The sequence below is a fragment of the Pandoraea soli genome, assembly GCF_902459595.1.
GTDB classification, from domain to species: domain Bacteria; phylum Pseudomonadota; class Gammaproteobacteria; order Burkholderiales; family Burkholderiaceae; genus Pandoraea; species Pandoraea cepalis.
The window spans coordinates 257,220-275,014 of the sequence record NZ_CABPSG010000001.1 but is presented as its reverse complement, the minus strand read 5'-3'; the positions used below and the strand labels follow the sequence as shown (position 1 = coordinate 275,014).

The 17,795-nt window shown below is 64.5% G+C and carries 13 protein-coding genes; 7 read left to right on the top strand and 6 right to left on the bottom strand.

Annotation, left to right across the window (positions count from 1 at the left end):
* Positions 1 to 149: 149 nt before the first annotated feature.
* Together PSO31014_RS01075 and PSO31014_RS01070 are read right to left on the bottom strand one after the other, a co-directional pair.
* Entirely contained in the window at positions 150 to 1,427 is a 1,278-nt protein-coding gene (locus PSO31014_RS01075; protein WP_150550392.1) for an MFS transporter, read from the bottom strand.
* A gap of 79 nt (positions 1,428 to 1,506) precedes the next feature.
* Positions 1,507 to 2,481, bottom strand: a complete 975-nt coding sequence (locus PSO31014_RS01070) for a LysR family transcriptional regulator (protein WP_150549908.1) — start codon at positions 2,479 to 2,481, stop codon at positions 1,507 to 1,509.
* Between the two features lie 145 nt (positions 2,482 to 2,626).
* Between PSO31014_RS01070 and PSO31014_RS01065 the strand changes: the two genes are divergently transcribed.
* Together PSO31014_RS01065 and PSO31014_RS01060 are read left to right on the top strand one after the other, a co-directional pair.
* A complete protein-coding gene (locus PSO31014_RS01065; RefSeq protein WP_150549907.1) occupies positions 2,627 to 3,361 on the top strand; it encodes an SDR family NAD(P)-dependent oxidoreductase in 735 nt (244 codons plus the stop codon).
* Between the two features lie 81 nt (positions 3,362 to 3,442).
* Positions 3,443 to 3,652 carry a tautomerase family protein gene (locus PSO31014_RS01060; protein ID WP_150549906.1) on the top strand — a complete coding sequence of 70 codons (210 nt, stop codon included), beginning with the start codon at positions 3,443 to 3,445 and terminating at the stop codon, positions 3,650 to 3,652.
* 69 nt (positions 3,653 to 3,721) lie between these two features.
* Here PSO31014_RS01060 and PSO31014_RS01055 read toward each other — a convergent pair whose 3' ends face one another.
* Positions 3,722 to 5,914 carry a TonB-dependent receptor gene (locus PSO31014_RS01055; RefSeq protein ID WP_150549905.1) on the bottom strand — a complete coding sequence of 731 codons (2,193 nt, stop codon included), beginning with the start codon at positions 5,912 to 5,914 and terminating at the stop codon, positions 3,722 to 3,724.
* A gap of 307 nt (positions 5,915 to 6,221) precedes the next feature.
* Positions 6,222 to 7,523 carry an aspartate aminotransferase family protein gene (locus PSO31014_RS01050; RefSeq protein WP_150549904.1) on the bottom strand — a complete coding sequence of 434 codons (1,302 nt, stop codon included), beginning with the start codon at positions 7,521 to 7,523 and terminating at the stop codon, positions 6,222 to 6,224.
* A gap of 93 nt (positions 7,524 to 7,616) precedes the next feature.
* Between PSO31014_RS01050 and PSO31014_RS01045 the strand changes: the two genes are divergently transcribed.
* On the top strand, positions 7,617 to 8,507 hold the full coding sequence (locus tag PSO31014_RS01045) for a LysR family transcriptional regulator (protein ID WP_150549903.1): 891 nt from the start codon (positions 7,617 to 7,619) through the stop codon (positions 8,505 to 8,507).
* A gap of 185 nt (positions 8,508 to 8,692) precedes the next feature.
* Positions 8,693 to 8,821, top strand: coding sequence for a hypothetical protein (locus PSO31014_RS22800; RefSeq protein WP_017232138.1), 129 nt, complete (start codon positions 8,693 to 8,695; stop codon positions 8,819 to 8,821).
* Here PSO31014_RS22800 and PSO31014_RS01040 read toward each other — a convergent pair.
* Positions 8,805 to 9,479, bottom strand: coding sequence for a C39 family peptidase (locus tag PSO31014_RS01040; RefSeq protein ID WP_174976330.1), 675 nt, complete (start codon positions 9,477 to 9,479; stop codon positions 8,805 to 8,807). The two genes, PSO31014_RS22800 and PSO31014_RS01040, sit on opposite strands and share 17 nt — an antisense overlap.
* 370 nt (positions 9,480 to 9,849) lie before the next feature.
* Between PSO31014_RS01040 and epsC the strand changes: the two genes are divergently transcribed.
* Positions 9,850 to 10,791 carry a serine O-acetyltransferase EpsC gene (gene epsC, locus PSO31014_RS01035; protein WP_150550391.1) on the top strand — a complete coding sequence of 314 codons (942 nt, stop codon included), beginning with the start codon at positions 9,850 to 9,852 and terminating at the stop codon, positions 10,789 to 10,791.
* 62 nt (positions 10,792 to 10,853) lie between these two features.
* Here epsC and chrA read toward each other — a convergent pair whose 3' ends face one another.
* Complete coding sequence (chrA, locus tag PSO31014_RS01030; protein WP_174976364.1) at positions 10,854 to 12,089, bottom strand: chromate efflux transporter; 1,236 nt, start codon at positions 12,087 to 12,089, stop codon at positions 10,854 to 10,856.
* 358 nt (positions 12,090 to 12,447) lie between these two features.
* On the opposite strand from chrA, the gene PSO31014_RS01025 reads away from it, so the two are divergent.
* Positions 12,448 to 15,753: a deaminase domain-containing protein gene (locus PSO31014_RS01025; protein WP_150549901.1), complete on the top strand. Its 3,306-nt coding sequence runs from the start codon at positions 12,448 to 12,450 to the stop codon at positions 15,751 to 15,753.
* Positions 15,754 to 15,919: 166 nt separating this feature from the next.
* Entirely contained in the window at positions 15,920 to 17,659 is a 1,740-nt protein-coding gene (locus PSO31014_RS01020) for an ATP-binding cassette domain-containing protein (RefSeq protein WP_150549900.1), read from the top strand.
* Positions 17,660 to 17,795: the final 136 nt, after the last annotated feature.

Here is a 17,795-nt window from a genome sequence, read left to right as displayed (position 1 = left end):
GCGCCCGCGTGGTGCGACACCGTCGTCAAAGGCGTCAGTGTAGGCAGGGGCGGCGGCCTCGTGGTTAACTGACGCAACATCAGACATTAAGCCCAGGTGAATGATCCAGATCGAGGATATGCGTCGGGTCGCGTGTGAGCGTCGCGCCGTCAGGCGAGTCGATGGGCGCGTTCGGCAGTTCGGGTTCGCGCGACGTTCGCCAACAGACTGCAGGCAAGGAGCAACACTGCCGTCATGAAAAATACCGACGGTAGCCCGAACGCGACGGCAATCTGGCCGCCGACGACGGGCCCGATCACCTGGCCGCTGAATTGTGCCGACTGAAGGTAGCCGAGCATCTTGCCGGTATTGCGCTCGCCGACCGAGTGACGGGCGAGTTTGCCGATGGCGGGCAGCAGTCCCGCGAGCGTCATGCCCATGAGCACACGCAGCGCGGCCAATTGCCACCATGTGGTGACAAACGCTTGCGGCGCCATGACCAGTGCCGTCGCGACAAGGCAGCCGACGATAACGCGCCAACTCCCGACACGATCCGCGAGCGCACCCAAGCGGGCTGCGGTGAGCATGCTGCCCAGCGCGGAGCTGGCCATGACGACGCCGGCGACGCGCGTGAGGTGCGCGCTGTCGACGCCCAATTGCGCGATGTAGACGGTAATGATCGGTTCGATGGACATGTTCGCCAGCAATACCATCATGGCCGTGGCCAGAATGGCCGCGATGCTGCCGGCGTGCGGCGAGGGATCGTTGGTCGGCGTTACCGATGGGGCGTGGCGTTTTCCGTCGCGCGACGCATCGAAGTCTTCGCGAACCCCGAAGATCGTGAGCAGCGCCGTGACCGCAATCATCGCACCGCCGGCGAAGAAGGTGCCACGAATTCCGAGCAACGGTGGCAGCAATCCGCCGACCAGCGGCCCGACCAGGCTGCCCGCGAGGGCGCCCGTCGACAGCACACCCAGTGCCCAACCCGCGCGTTCACGCGGCGCCTGTGTGCCCACCATCACCGTCGACGCCGACGCATAACCACCGACCAGGCCAGCAATCAGACGCAGCCCCACGAGTTGGTAGACATTGTGCGCGACGCCGATGAGCGACATTACGATGGCCATGCCGACGGCCGCGCGGATGAGCATCGGCTTGCGGCCGAAACGGTCCGCGAGATGGCCCCAGAGGGGCGCCGTGACGGCGGTGCCGAGAAACGTCGCACTGAACGCTACGCCCGACCATTGAATGACGGCCGACGCCGATGCAACGCCAAGCTGGTGGACGTAGAGCGGCAGGAATGGCAGCAACATGCTCAAGCTGACCAACGTAGTAAACGATCCGAACACGGCGATAGTCAGATTACGGCGCCAGTACCGAACGTTGCGCTGAGCATAACTGGCGCCATCGGCTACGTGGGCGGCATCGGCCGAGGCGAATTGGGACACGTCGACGGGGGGCTTCACAGGAACCTCAGCATTGCGCAAGGAATTGGCGTGCAACCGTGGGAGCGGGCTACGACCGAGTCTAGTCCGAGCGCCGGGGGGCGGGAATGGCCGCCGCGCGGAAGTCAGTGTTGCGAGGCGCGGACGAATGCCCCAACGTTTGCAGCAAGAATTCGACGAAGACCCGGGCGCGAGACGGCAGCGTCTTGCTGTGGGGGTACATCAGACTCACCGGGCGCGAGCGTCCCCCATAAGCGGCCAGCACCTCGACCAGACGCGCGGCGGCCAGATCTTCCTCAACGATGAAGCGGTAAGTCTGGAACAGCCCGGCACCGGCCTTCGCGAGTGTGACGCCCGAGAGCACGTCGTCGCTGCAACGAAAGTTGCCGTTCACGGCACGCTCGATCTCGCGGCCCGCCTCGCGGAACAGCCACGGTATCGCTCGCCCCGTGCTCGGCAGGTCAAATTCGATGCAGTCGTGCTCGGCCAAGTCGTCAAGGGTTCGCGGTGTTCCCACGCGATTCAGGTAATCCGGGTGGGCGACGACCACGAGTGCGGCGTCTTCGAGCGGGCGCGCCACCATACTCGACTCGGGCTGGGCGCGAAAGCGGATGGCGAAGTCGAAGCGCTCCTCATGAAGGTCGACGTTGCGGTTGCTCACATGCACGTGCACCTTGATGCGCGGATATTGCGCCTGGAACGCGGGCAGCAGCGGCAGCAGTCGATAGTGCGCGTAGGTCGTCGGCACACTGACACGCAGGGTGCCGGATGGCTGCGACTGGGCACCTGAAACACGGTGCTCAGCTTCGGAGAGCATGCCAAGGGCGGATCGGCATTCGTCGTAGTACGTGCTACCGCTTTCGGTCAGACGGATGCGCCTTGTCGAGCGAACAAAGAGACGTACCCCGAGGCGTTGCTCGAGCCGGGCGATCGACCGGCTGACAGCGGCCGGCGTCACCCCCGCCAGGTTCGCGGCCGCCGTGAAGCTGCCCGCTTCGGCTGCCAGGCAGAACAACTCGATGCTGCCGAGCAGGATGTCGCCGAATTGCCTCTGCATATCGATTCATTACATCATGTAAAAAGACAAGTGTATCCATATGTGTTTTTCGCGTCTTCATTCACGAATAGAGTGGTGCTCAACCCGCGGGGCGTATGGATGATCCGCCGTCCCGGCAGGCCACTTCAAGTTGAGGATGGACATCATGAACAATTCGGAACGCACGGCCATTATCACGGGTGCCTCAAGTGGCATCGGACTCGGGTTGGCGGAAGCTTTCCTGAAGGAGGGTTTCAACGTCGTAGGGACTGGGCGCAGTAGCGCGCGGCTCGACGCGGCGCGCACGGCGCTGGGGGTGGGCGAGCGATTCCTGCCGGTCGTAGGCGATGTTGGCGACCCCAAGGTGGCCGAAGCGGCCTTCGCGCGCGCCATTGAGGCGTTCGGTCACGTCGATGTGCTCGTCAATAACGCGGGCATCTTCACGGCGAAGCCGTTTGTGGATTTCACGCCGGACGAGATCGACGAGCAGATCGCCACGAATTTGAAGGGCGCGTTGTACTTCTCACAAGCCGCGGCGCGCCACATGAGCGAGCGCCATCGTGGCGCGATCGTCAACGTGACCGCGTCGATCGCGTTGCAGGCGCATTCGAGTGTTCCTGCCTTGATGGCGGCCGCGCTCAAGGGGGGGCTCAATCAGGCGACGCGCGCACTGGCGCTGGAGCTGGCGCCCTACGGTGTAACGGTCAACGCCGTAGCCCCCGGGGTCGTGGACACGCCGATGCATGCCCCTGAAACGCACGACGCGCTGGGACAGATGCATCCGCTCGGACGCATTGCTGACGTGTCGGACATCGCGCGGGCGGTGCAGTACCTCGTGCAGAGCGAATATGTGACGGGGACGATTCTTCCGGTGGACGGCGGTTTCAGCGCCGGACGCTGATCGACACGGCGCTTCGCCTTCGTTGTTCATGGCACAGCGGTTCGGTGAATTCACCGGCCGCGACATCTTGAGGAGTCAATCATGCCGTTCGTCAGCATTCGTATCACTCGGGAAGGGAATACCGCCGAGCAGAAAGCACAGGTGATCCGTGAAGTCACCGAGACCCTGGAGCGCGTGTTGCACAAGCCGCCGCACCTCACGCACATCGTGATCGAGGAGATCGACACGGACAACTGGGGCTATGCGGGACAAACCACGACGGTCATTCGACAACTGCCGCCCGATGCGTGAGTGCTGTCGTAACGGGGCGGGCTACGCAACGCGCCGCCGCCCGGGCGGCGGGCAGCGGCGCGGGCGTCATCAGAACGGCTTGGACATGGCCAGATAGAACGTGCGACGAGGTCCGAACTGCGGCGCCCCCACGCCGATGCCGGTGCCGTCGCGGAGCTCGTAGACGCGGTCGAAGAGGTTGATGACCGAGAGCTTCACGTTGACGCGGCCGAGCCCCGGCATGTCTACCTTTTGCCCGACACCGAGGTTGATCTGGAGGTACGCCGGCAGGTGCTCCGCGTTGGCGAACCCGCTGCGCAGGCCAGAGCCGAAGAGCGCGTCGGCCGAGAGCAGTGTCGGCCCCCACTGATACGATACGCCGGCCGACGCCGTCACTTGCTGGTCGTGATCCAGATGCACCCAATGGCTGTTGATGTAGGCCAGTTCGTCGGCGTCGAAGTTGAATTGGCCTGTTTCAATGCCTTGCCCCATCGCGCGCGAGAGGGCCACGTTCAGATACGCGCCGACGTTGCCCTGACGATAGTTGAGTGTGCCTTCCACTCCGTAGATGCGGCCTTTGTTGTAGTTGAACGTGGAATAGATCAGCGCGTTGCCGAATTGCCCTTCGTCCTGCAGATGGCGCACGCGGCGGTAGTAGGCGTCGAGGCCGACGGTGATCGACGACGTCAACTGATGCGAGATGCCGAGATCGAAGTAGTCGGAGCGCTCGGCAAGCGCTGCGGTGTTCGCGTCGGATGGCAGCGCGTTGGTGGTGTTGAGGAATTTCGAGACCGAGGTCGTATCGATTTTCTCGGTGGCCGGCGGCGTGAAGTACCGGGCGTAGCCCGCATGAACCCGGGTGCGGCTTGTCAAGTCGTAGGTCAGGCCCAGTCGGGGCGATAGCTGCCCCTCGTTGGTGACGGTGTTGACGTGATCGTAGCGCGCGCCGTAGTTGACGGTGAGGCGATCGGTGGCCTTCCATTCGTCCTGCAGATACATGCCATAGGTGGTGCCGCGCGCGCTGGCGTTGTCGACAATGGTCAGCGGGGTGCCGCTCGTCTGCTGGCCGTCCACTGCGGGAAACACGCTCGACGTATTGTTCACGCCGAACTGTTCTTGCTGCAAGAACAGACCAAAACGCAATGTGTGTCGATCGGTGAGCTTGTAGCTGCTGTCGGCTTGCAAGCCGTAGGCTTCGTTGCGCCGTGCGATATTGGACGCAACCCCGTTGTAGGCGAGATCGCCGATGGGATCGGGCGTGTAATCGACGCGGCTCGTACGGTGGAACAGCGAGATCTGCGTGTCGAGCTTCGACGACAGATGGCTCTGCCACGACAGCACCTGGAAATCGGTGCGTTCCTGTTGATGGGCATTAAGACTTGCCGAATCGGGAATCGCGCCGTTGTCGAGCGTATACGCGGGTGCAACGCCCGGCAGGTTCGGGATCTCGAAGCGGTTGTTGGCCGTGCCGAAGATGAAGGAGACGCGGTTATCGGCATTGAGCAGATACGACATCATGCCGAACGCGTTCGTCTGATTCGTGTGGTCGTGAATCGCGTTGCGATCCCCTGTCGGATTCTCGATGCCCATGTCGTTGGCGGACACACGGGTGCTGAAGTAGTAGCTTAGCGCCCCCTTGGTCCCGTAGAGCTGTGTGTTGGCCTGGCGCTCGGCATGACTGCCGAACACGACACCGACTTCGCCCCCGAAGGCCTTGGGGGGCTCGCCGGTGTCATCTTCCAGGCCGGGGGAGCCTTTGGTTCGGATGTCGACGATGCCCGCTGTCCTATACCCGAACTGCGCGGGGAGCGCGCCGGTGATCAGGTTGATTTGCGACGCGATGCGCGCGTCGATCGCTTGTCCGAAGCCGCTGATGGCCTCCGGAATGATCACGCCGTCAATGCGGTATTGCAGATTGGCGTGGTCGCCGCGCACGTGCAACTGACCATACGAGTCCTGCACTACGCCCGGCGCCTGCAGCATGACTTGATTGAGCGGGGTATTCGCGCCGAGCGGCTGCGTCTGGATATCTGTCTGGTCGAAGTTGTAGACGGAACTACCGGTCTCGGGTGAGAGCGCGTTGCGGGCTGCGTCGAGGCGCTTGGCCGAGACGGTCGTGGCCGCTAGCGAGGCGTTTGTGTTGCCCGTAGGCGCGGCGTCGGTGACCGTGGGTGGCGAAGCGGTTTGCGCGAATACGTGGGGGGCCAATGCGCAAGCTGCCGCTGCGGCGAGGGCGTGACGGGTGAGTGCGCCGAAGCGCGGACGTGTGGGGCTGGCAAGCATGCCGATCCTCAATGTGCTTTGGGTGTGGATGCCGTTCGCCCCGCACGCACACGCGAACGCGGACGCGCCGGTTGCGGCGACGGCGAATGTTTTGATTCAGACGGGCAACGCGTGGCGGGAATGATATATGCAACTCAATTGCATTGCAACTGAGTTGCAAATTATGACGCAACTGCGGGGGCTTCGCCAAATGCGCGAATCTGGATGCGAGAGGAAACGAAGGGGCGGGAGGGGGGGGAGCTATCGGGGGGGAGGGCTTAGGTGGCGTGGCGTTGGCCACGCGGACCCTAGTGCGGGATGACGGGCGTTACAGTGAGTGTTCGATGGCCTGACTGAGCAACGCCAGCCCGAGGTCGATCTCGTCTTCGCTGACGGTCAGCGGCGGGGCGATGCGGAACACGCCGCCCATGCCCGGCAGTTGCACGATGTTCATGCTCAGGCCGAGATTCATGCACTCGCGTGTGATCTTCGCGCCGAGTCCGTCAGCCGGCGCTTTGGTGCGACGATCCTTGACGATTTCCATGCCGAGCAGCAGGCCGCGTCCACGCACATCGCCCACGCATTCGAAGCGCTCCATCAGCCCCAGCAATCCGTTGCGCAAACGTTCGCCCATGACATTGGCGCGCGCGACAAGCCCATCGCGCGCGACGACGTCGAGTACGCGTAAGCCAACGGCTGCAGGCAGCGGGTCGGAGACGTGCGTGGTGTAGAAGAGGTAGCCACGTTCGTGGGCGCGCTCCTCGATCTCGGCGGACGTTACGATGGCGGCGAGCGGTAGGCCTGCGCCGAGGGTTTTCGAGAGTGTGAGGATGTCGGGGGTGACGCCGTCGCGCTCGAACGCGAACATTGTGCCGGTGCGGCCGACGCCGGTTTGCGCTTCATCGAGAATCAGCAGCATGCCGCGCTCATCGCATTTGCGCTTGAGGGCCGCCAGATATCCCGGCGGCAGCTCGATGATGCCTCCGGAGCTGAGGATCGGTTCTGCAATGAAGGCCGCGAGGTTGCCGCTGGACTGGCGATCGATCAGGTCGAACGCGTAGTCCAGTTCGGCGAGGTAGTCGTACTGACCGGCCGGGCCGAAGCGGGGACGGTAGGTCAACGGTGCGGGAATTGCAAACGAACCGACCGCGGCCGGCCCGACGCCTCTGCGTCCCGCGCTGTAGGTCGCTGCGGCGGCGCCACCGGTCATGCCATGCCACGATTGGGCGAACCCGACGATTTCGAATTTCCCGGTGACCAGCTTGGCCATGCGAATGGCGGCTTCGTTCGATTCGGCGCCGGTGCTCAGCAGCATGACCCGGTCGAGGCCCTCGGGGGTGATGTCGGCGAGCCGTCTGGCGAGATCGACCACTGGCCGGGAGAGCATGCCGCTGAACAGGTGGTCGAGGGTACCGATGGACTCGGTGACGACGGCGACGATGTCGGGATGGCAATGGCCCAGCACGGCGCTCATCTGTCCGGAGGTGAAGTCGAGAATGGCGCGGCCGTCGGCGTCGTAGACAAAGCTGCCTTGCGCCCGCTCGATGATCATCGGTTCGAAGGTGCCGCCGTAACGGATCAGATGTTGCCGGGCGTTGCGCCAGAAGTCGGCGTCTTGGTTCTTGGACATGCAGGTGTCTCCGATGGGCAACGGCGATGGGGCGGGGCATTTACCGCTTGCAGTCTAGGCAGCGCTCTGATTTCATGGAAGCGAATAGTGCTAATGGAAGATAGAAGCGAGCCTAATATCTTGAGCCTGTCCCTGGAAATCGATTTGCTGCGTTCGTTCGTTGCCATTGCGCAGGCGGGTTCGCTCAGCCGTGCGGCGCAGCGCATCGCACGAACGCAGTCGGCGCTGAGTCAGCAGATGAAGCGTCTGGAAGCGATCGTCGATCAGCCGTTGTTGCAGCGCACGGGGCGCGGTGTGGTGTTGACGAGCCCTGGCGAGCGTTTGCTGGGGCATGCCCAGCGGATTTTGCGGGCGCACGACGAGGCGATGGCGGAGATGTCGGGCCGGGGGTTGAGCGGCACGATTCGATTCGGGTGTCCGGACGATTACGCCGCGGCGTTTTTGCCCCATCTGTTGCGCGAGTTTGCGGTGGCGCATCCGCATGCGTTGGTGGAGGTGATTTGCGAGCCAACACCGCGCTTGATGGAGCAGCTGTCGCGTCACACGTTGGATCTGGCGCTGATTTCGTTGCCGGACGGGGTGGACGATGAGCGCGTCATCCGACGGGAATCGTTGGTCTGGATCGGGAATCCGGGTCTGGAGGCGGTGCTTTCGAATCCCGACGTGGCGTTGCCGCTGGCGTTGTCCGACCCGGATACGCTGGATCATATGGCGGCATGCGAGGCGTTGACGCGCGCGGGCAGGGCGTACCGCATTGCCTATGCGAGCAGCAATCTGGCGGGATTGACGGCGCTGGCTCGCTCGGGGCAGGCGTTCGCGGTGATGACGCAAACGGCGGTGCCCGCAGATTTACGTATTGTTACAGGTGATACGTTGCCGCCATTGCCGTCGGTCGGGATTACGGTAAAGTTCGATCGCGCGCGTCCGACTCACTTGAGCGTCGCTTTTGCCGATCACATCCGGCGGACGCTGGCGGTGTTGTAGGGCAGGGACGTGGGGCTTTCATGTTTGCCCCCGGTTCAGGTGAATTTGAAGCACAATTGCGCATCGTTTTGAGGCGAGGGCAGTCGCTTCCCCGCTCATCAACAAGAAGCCGGGTTCCGGGCCCTGGGAGGCTCCGAGGGTGGCCGGAAACTCGTGGTTATTACGTTTTTTGCATCGAGGTCGATATGTTGGCGCGTATTTTGGCGGTTTTCCTGGTGGTCGGTTCGCTGCTTTCGTTGGCAGGCTGCAATACGGTCGACGGCGTCGGGCAGGATATTTCAGGCGCGGCGCGCACCGTCAAGCGGGCCCTGTAAGCAGCTGGTCCGGGCGAGGCGGGACGTTTGCGCCTTCGCCAAAATTGATCAGCAGGCCGCGTCCAGCATGAAAGCGCTCCGCGTGATCGATTGCAAGGTTGGCGTCGCATTGGAACGGCGGTATGCCGGACGGATTGTGAAACCAGATGTGGCCGGCGTCCGCCCCATGAATCAGCACCAGATGCCCGCCGCGTCGATGGTTCGGTTGCCGGGGTGTGGCAATCTCGGGACTCACCGACGCCATGATCATGCAAGTGGGCGAGATCTCGCGCGTCACCGATGCTAGTGGCGCGCCCTCATAGATGCGGGCATTCAACCGATACCGCGAACGAATCCATCGGCAAAATGGGCGGTATATCAGTCCTTTGACGGAATCTTCTCCGTCTATCTCATAGACGCCGTGATCGATCGCCTCGCCAAGCATGCGCTTTCGATTTTCATGCGCAATCCCTAGAAAATCGAGAATCGACTCAAGGCATGCGATGCCGCATACCCTTCGGCTCCAGAATCGATACGCTGATTCATCCCGGAATCCCGTGTTTCTCCAAGCAGGGTCGTCGCACGGATCCATGCATCCACTTCTTATCTCTCGGTTCAACGCCGGATCGCCCCACTGCGATCTGTAGGGAACGTTGAGGTGTCGAAATTGGCGCTTCATACCTGGCATCTCCGGTTCTTCCCACGCGACGTACGCAACGATCGTCTGCCATTCGGCGCCTCCGTCCGCCTCTTTGGCGCGTTTTGACGCTCTCCACACCTGCCCCCCAGACGGACCGGGGCCCCTTTCCGCCTCTCAAACATAAACCCAACTCGCTGCAGAAAGGGGCCCCGGTCCGTCTCCCCTCCACGCCCCCAGTCCCTCCACCCAACGACCCAAGCCCGGCACCGCCCAAATAAACCACTTCGCCACTGATGCTTTGGAAACCCGTTATCCTTCTTTGGTTGACGCGCTTTCGGGCGCCCCCGTTTCTTTCGCTTTCCGCCGACGACACCGTCCCCGGCACCCGCTTTTCAGGAGTTCCCCCCTCGTGGCCGCTTTCGATATCGACGACATCGTCTCCTCCCTGCACTCGGCTCGCCTGCGCTGGCGCGACGGCCAACGCCGCCTCCTCGAATCCGGTGGACGCGATCTGCCCTCCCGTGAACACCTCGCCGATATCATCGGCGCCCTCAAAGGCGTGCTCTTTCCCATGCGCCTCGGCCCGCCAGACCTGCACCAGCAAGGCGAGAACTATTTCGTCGGTCACACACTGACCAGCGTGCTCAACGGTCTCGCCGAACAAGCCCGCATGGAATGGCGCCATAAAGCCCGCCACGACGCCAACCTCACGCCCGCACGCATCGAGGAACGCGCCCACGCCACCATCCAGCAATTCGCCCAACGCCTCCCGGCTATCCGCGAATTGCTCGACCGTGACGTGCTCGCCGCCTATCAAGGCGATCCGGCCGCCGGCAGCGTCGACGAGGTGCTGATCTGCTACCCAGGCATTCACGCGATGATTCACCACCGCGTCGCCCACGAACTCTATCGACTGGAATTGCCCCTGCTCGCCCGTATCATCGCCGAGCAAGCCCATTCGGAAACAGGGATCGATATTCACCCAGGCGCCCAAATCGGTGCCGGCTTCTTCATCGATCACGGGACAGGGGTGGTCATCGGGGAAACCGCGATTCTCGGCGAGCGCGTGCGCGTCTACCAAGCCGTCACGCTCGGCGCCAAGCGCTTCCCGGCCGACGACGACGGCAATCCGCGCAAAGGCCTACCGCGTCACCCGATCGTGGAAGACAACGTGGTCATTTACGCCGGTGCAACGATCCTCGGTCGCGTCACTATCGGACAAGGCTCGGTGATCGGCGGCAACGTCTGGCTCACGCAAGACGTCCCGCCGTTCAGCAACATCACGCAAGCAAGATCGCGCACGGAGGCCGGCTCGCCCCCGGTGTCCGGCTGCGATAACGAATCGACCTGATGCATCCCGCCTGGCCCACGCCGCGCACGGATCGGTCAGGCGGAATTCAACATCGAGGCCCGTCAGGCCAGCCCCGCCGCGCCGGCGACAGCGCATAGCGCAACCACGGCAAGCGGCGGCGCTTTCCACCGCGTCAACAGCACGAACGCAATCGCGGCCACCGCGAAATCGGCGGCGCCGTGCACCGCGCTCGTCCACACCGGGGAGTACAACGCCGAGGCCAATATGCCCACGACGGCCGCATTCACCCCGGCAAGCATGGCCGCCGTCGACGCACGCTCACGCAGCGCCTGCCAATGCGGCAGCGCAGCCACGACGAGCAGCAGCCCGGGAAGAAAGATCGCCGCCGTCGCAAGCACGGCCCCAAGCCACGGATGCAGCGGCCCCCCCGAGCGCCACCCAAGGTAGGTCGCGAACGTGAAGAGCGGGCCCGGCACCGCCTGCGCCGCACCATACCCGGCCAGGAAGTCGCCGTTCGACACCCATCCCGTCGCCACGGTCTGCGCCTGAAGCAGCGGCAGCACGACATGGCCGCCGCCGAACACCAACGCGCCGGATCGGTAGAAGCCGTCGAATATGGCCACGGACCGCTCGTCGGTGAGATGGCGCAGGAACGGCAACCCAGCCAGCAGCACGCAGAAGAGGATCAGCGCCACAGCGCCCGCTGTACGTGAGATTCGGAATCGCGCTGGCCAGGGCAACGGCGGTGCCGCCATCGCGTGGCCCGAGCGCAGCAGCATAACGCCAAGCCCCGCGCCCAGCACGATCACGATGAGCTGCGCAAACTGGGTGGTCGTCAACGCGAGCACTGTCATGGCGGCCAACGCGATCCCCGCGCGGCGCGTGTCGGGACATAGCCGTCTCGCCATGTCCCATACGGCCTGCGCCACGACGGCCACCGCCACCAGCTTCAAGCCATGCAGCACGCCATCGCCGACCGGACCGCCCAGGTGCGGCGCCACGACGGCAAACACGAGAAGCAGCAGCACCGACGGCAGCGTGAACCCGCACCACGCGGCGATGCCGCCCAGCCATCCGGCCCGCTGAAGGCCGATGGAAAACCCAACCTGGCTGCTCGCCGGTCCGGGCAGAAACTGACACAACCCGACCAGATCGATGAAGCTCGCGTCGTCGAGCCAGCGACGCCGCTCCACGAATTCGCGACGAAAGTAACCGATGTGGGCGACCGGTCCGCCGAAGCTGGTCAGGCCCAACAGGAGAAACGCGCGCAGCACTTCCAGGGCGGCGCGCGCATGCGTCGTGGCGGGACCCGGGACGGTCTCGATGTCGGTTTTCAAGGGTTCCAACTCACGTTATCCAGCAACACAAAGTTCGCCATCATAGCGCTGACGCGGTGACCTCAGCATGACGTCGGCATGACGCGAGCCCACTGGGGGCATCGCAAGCTTACGCCACGCCAGCCGTAGACGCTGTCGGTCAGCGTCGTGCATGGCAGGACCGCCATTCTCGGCACGGACGGCGATTTCCGAATTTCTCCCTAGCGGCGGTGACAGCGGTGAAGACTGCCACAATCGCCGGTTCGTTTCAGCAATCGCATCTCCGCGGGCCGCGTTAGCGTTCTCCCCCTCGCTGCGGATGTTGTCCTTCGCAATCTCGCGATGGCACAACGCCGCTGAATTCACGGAGAAACGCTGAATGACTCGATTGCATTACGCGATGCCGCACCACGCGCATCGACCGGCCGCCAATGCACACCATCCAAGACGGGGCATCGCTCGCCCCGCATTCGTCGACGACTGGCGGGCCGGTCTGTCGGTGCCCCGTCGTCGCGCTGTCCAGACGCAGACGCCCCTGCGTTCGGCCCCGCAACCACTGCGGGCCGAACCCGTCGCTCGCGCAGCGGTAGGCGCAACGCGCAGCGAGACCCCCAATGCGGCCTTCGCGCTGGGCTTGCTCGCGGTGGTCTGTACGACAGGCGTGGCGGTCGCGGCCGTCGCCCCGGGGGCATCGGTTGCCGGGCCACGGTCGATCAGCCGCAGAGACGTTCGTATCGAACCGGGTCCAACCATGGCATCGATAGCGTTGCCGCATTCTGACGCGGTGTCCGGCATTCACGCATTGCTGCGCGTGTGGCCCTACCGCCCCGACGGCGGTGGCGTGATGGCGCAGTGCCTGCCGGCACCGCACGCCAGATCGCTCGGTCGCCCGCCGGCGCCGGCCGACAGCCGCGAGGCCCTCAGAGCGGGGCTGGAAGCGTACCGAGGCGATATCCAGTGCGCCATCGTCGCGCTGATCCGGGAATCTGTCGCCGCGTCGGACGCGCAAACGCGTGCGGCATTTGCCGATGCCGAGGTCCTGCGCCCAACCCGCAAGTCGATGATCGTCGAGCGCGCGGGGCGGTCGGGTTCGCCGCCGAGGCGGATCGCCTACGAGGCCTCTCACGCGATTTCGCTGCACTTGAGGGCCGAGGACGGCATCTGGCGCGAGTTTGCGCTCTCGCTCGCGCACGACGCCCCCGCGCTCATCACACCGTTGCATAACCTCGGTTCGTCAGGCGGCATGGGTGAGAGAGGCCTCGCCGAAACCTATGGGCCGCTGTTCTGGGGCGAGCGCTGGTCGTCGATCGAGTCTCGGATCGGGGAAGGTGACAAGGTGCGGTTCGTGCAGGCCATCGCGGGCGCCACTGTTTCGGCGGGGTGGCCGCATGCCGATTCGTCGGTCCTGGATTCGCCGGACATGGAGGAAATCGCCGAGCTGCTGATCGACACCGTTGTGAAGCGTGCCCCTCGCGATCGCCGCCGGGTGTCGGACGCGCATGTCGAGGCCCGCTCGCGTCGGCACGCCGCAGCCGACGTCCGCGGACCTGCCACATTGGCCTCTCGCCTGACGATGTCCGGGCTTGAATGTCTGGCCGCCATGGTGCGCGCCGATACGCTCCATCAGGACGCCATCGCGTTGCTCCAGCACCTTTGGCCGGACAAGCCCATGGAAGCCTCCACTCAGGCTACGCCGACGCAATCCCTGTTGCCTCGCTTCATCAAGCATGAGCCGTTCGACGGTCCCCTGGGCCGAGGCGTGCAATGGTCGTTGCCGCCGAACGTCTACGTGGAATACCTCCCGGACCTGACGCAGAACGGCGTGAAGGTGTTCGACATCGATGGCGTGCTGTACGGCGCGACGGTGGCGCACACGCGCAAACACGCTTCCGACCTCCGGCCCCTTGACGACATCCGTCGCGAGCGCGGTCCGGAGGCGCTGTGCCGCATCTCGCGCGGCACGGGGATCGATATCGACGGCATGTGTCTCGAATGCCACTCAGAGCGCACGGATGAGGTCATGGTCACGGAGCAGGGCGCAACTCTGACGCAGCATCAGGCGTTGGACGCGTCGCCGCTCGTGCGCCTGCGTGTCGCCGTTTATTCCCGTTCGTTCCGCGCGGAGGATGGCAGCCATGCGTTCTTTGCCTTTGGGCGCGTGGGGCGTTTGGACGAGCTTGGCGTGCCACACGTCTCGCCGGACTCGCCACTCGTTGATCCGTCCGTGTATACGCCGGAACTGGACGGCGAATTGTCCTTCTATGAGCAGTCGACGACGGAGGGGCCGGTCGGGGGGCGTCGTGTGCGCCTGACCCTCGGCGACATGCGCATCGCTGCCCCGTTCGGGACCTATTGGGCGAATGACGGCGCGTTGCACGGCGTGGTGCAACTGTCGCGCGACGTCTACTACCGCTTCAGGTTGCCCGAAAGCGACGAAGCCGAATCGACGCGTCAGGTGCGTTTGCACTTGCGCTCGGCGAAGCATCGCGACATTCGCGCGTACCGCAGGGCGCAACACCATCGTGCGACAGGCGAAAACGCGACGGTGTTGCCAACGATTGCCTACGGCGACGCACGCACATTTCTGCAGTTGTATCTCAAGCTCTGGCAGCAGGCGCCGTCGCCGGCAGACGTCTGGCGCGGGCTCGAAGACATTTCACTGTCTGTGATCGAGGCGCGCCAGGCGATTCGAGACCTGACGCTGGCCATCGAACACCGGGTGAGCGCCTCCAGAACGCCGCCGGCGTCGCCGGGCGCCAGCGGATTCTCGCCGCCGGCAGGGGTCGATGCGTCGCTGATGCCGATGTTCAATCGCCTGTGGAGCCACTGGCAGCACTATCCGGCACAAGCGGACGCGTTCATCAATGCGATCGCGAGAGACTTCGTCTCGCGTCCCGCCCCACTGGCCGTATGGGCACAGTTGCCGTTCGTCGGCGACGTGGAAACGACGCGCGAAGTGTTGTCGATATTCGAGACGCTGTTTCCCGGCATGTCGGGGATGCAGGCACTGGTGGGCGGTACGGCGCGCGCGGCACGCGATGTCGGCGACCGGATGCGCGAGGTTTCGGGCAACGCGAATATCGCGGTGGCGGAAGTCACGCTCGTCGACGGCACGAGAACGATCTACTATTGCCTGTCGGGGCTTCAGCGCACCAGACTGCGCACAAACACGCCGAGTGTACGCATCGTGGACGCGGGCCGGGCGTATGCACGGCGAGACCATAACGTCATCGCTCAACGCCGCAAGGCGGCCCGCACGGGGCAGGACGTCATTTTCACCGAGCCACCCGAACTGCGTCTGGCAATGGCCGATGCGGACCTGCCAACGATCAACGCCGCCACGGGCGAGTCACAGTCTCGTACGCTCGACACCGAGCGGATGATTCTGGCGCAGATCTATGCGGATCATCCGCTGGGCGAAAACGTCGTTCGCTCGATCGTCCTGTGCTCGCGTCTGCCGTTTTGCGACTCGTGCGCCGTCAATCTCGCCATGGTCCCGTATCACTATCCCGACGCCGAGTTGCGCTTCTACTATATGGCCCCATCGCCGCGCGATCGCCGAACACGACCCGACGTCACGCCGGCGCCCTTTGCGATGACGGCGTCGGCCGCGGCGGCCGGGCAGGCGAGAACCCACGCACACGCGCGCGATCCGGACGATCGGCACGCGCATTCCAGCCTCTAAGCGCGACGTCGGATCGATTTTCCAATATATTGACCGCTCTCGACGTCGCTTTTGGCGGCACTTCCGGCACCCCTTCCGGCGCCTGACGACTTCCCGGTTCGCCGTCCGCCCATCGAGGGGCTTGCGGACTGGGGGCTGAGCCTAACGGCAAAGGAACGATGCACGCATGACGGCGCCTGACGCTCCAGCACAAGCGCCCGCCATCGGGTTGGGCGGCGCGGCGCGAGATCTCTACCGTGCGCTCTGGCGTCATGCCCACGGCGCGCGACTGCATTTGCTCGGCGCCGCCGGGCTGTTGTCGGCCGCACAGTTGTTGCGTCTGACCATGCCGTGGCTGGCGGCACAGGCAATTAATGCGCTGCAACAAGGCGACATGACGACGGCGGGCCGCTGGATCGTCTATCTGGTCGGTGTCTATCTGGTGTCGTGGCTGCTCCACGGGCCGGGCCGGATCCTGGAGCGCAACGTCGGGGTTCGCGTGCGTGTGCGGCTGGCCGATCAACTGTATGCACGGATCGCCACCGCACCGCTCGCATGGCGCGATGGCCGCCACTCAGGCGAGTTGCAGCACCGCGTCGTGCAATCCAGTCGCGCGCTGTCCGACTTTGCCCAGAATCAATTCGGCTATCTGCAAAGCGCCTTCAATTTTGTCGGGCCGCTGGTGGCGCTCGCATTGCTGTCTCGCACTAGCGGTGTGATTGCTGTGACGGGCTATGTCGTCGTGGCGCTCATCATCCTGCGTTTCGACCGTGTGCTGATGCAACTCGCGCGCGCCGAGAACGACGCCGAACGACGCTACGCCGCCGCGCTGCTCGACTTTGTCGGTAATGCGGGCACGGTGATCGGTCTGCGCCTGCAGGCAGCGTCTCGCAAAGTGCTGGGGCGTCGCATGGAGACGGTGATGGCACCGCTGCGTCGCGCCGTCGTGGTGAACGAGGCGAAATGGTTCGCTGTCGATATTCTCGGCATGGGGCTGACTTGGATCCTGGTCGTCGTCTACGTGTTGCAGTCGCGCCAGCCGGGGCAGGCGGTGTTGCTTGGCACGGTATTCATGATCTACCAATATGCACAGCAGGCGGCGACGGTGGTTGGCTCGATGGCGTCGAACTTCCAGAGCTTCGCCCGCATGCACACGGATTACGGCAGCGCCGCGCCGATCTGGGCGGCGCCGGGCGATCCCGAAACGATCGTCCCCGCTGTCGCGCCTGATGCGCCGTGGGCGACGCTGACACTGCGCGGCGTGTCGTGGCATTACGCCGACGACACGCGTGGCGGACTTCATAGCGTCGACCTCATGCTCCGGCGCGGCACCCGCGTGGCGCTCGTCGGCCCGAGTGGCGGCGGCAAGAGCACGCTGTTGCGCACGCTCGCCGGTCTCTATCTCCCGCAGCACGGTCAATTGCTGCGCGACGGGGCGGCAACGCCGTGGGCCGATCTGCGCACGCTGGCCACGCTGATCCCGCAGGAAGCCGAGGTGTTCGAGGCGAGCGTGGAGGAGAACCTGACGTTCGGGGAACCGGCCGACGCGTCTTCCGTGCAGGCGGCCGTGCATGCAGGGGCATTCGATGACGTCCTCCAGCATCTTCCCGATGGCTTGGCCAGCACGCTCAACGAGCGCGGCGGCAACCTCTCGGGCGGTCAGCGACAACGGCTCGCGCTCGCGCGGGGCGCGCTGGCAGCGCAAGGGAGTTCGCTATTGCTGCTCGATGAACCGACCAGTGCGCTCGACCCGTTGGCCGAGGCACGGGTATTCGATCGCCTGTATGAAGCGTTCCCGAACGCCTGCATCGTCGCGTCGGTGCACCGGCCGAGTCTGCTGGATCGATTCGACACTGTCGTGGTGATGGACGGGGGACGTGTTGTCGACGCCGGCCCGCGCAACGAGGTGCTGGCCCGACGGACCTAGCTCGATCCGCCATATAAAGCAGGATATAGCGGTGCGCCCGCCCGCGTGGACCGGCAATGCCAAGCAGAAACCGAGCGCTGCTTATATAGCACTACAAGAAATATCGACGGGTGTTGAGCCAGCGCAAACGTTCTGT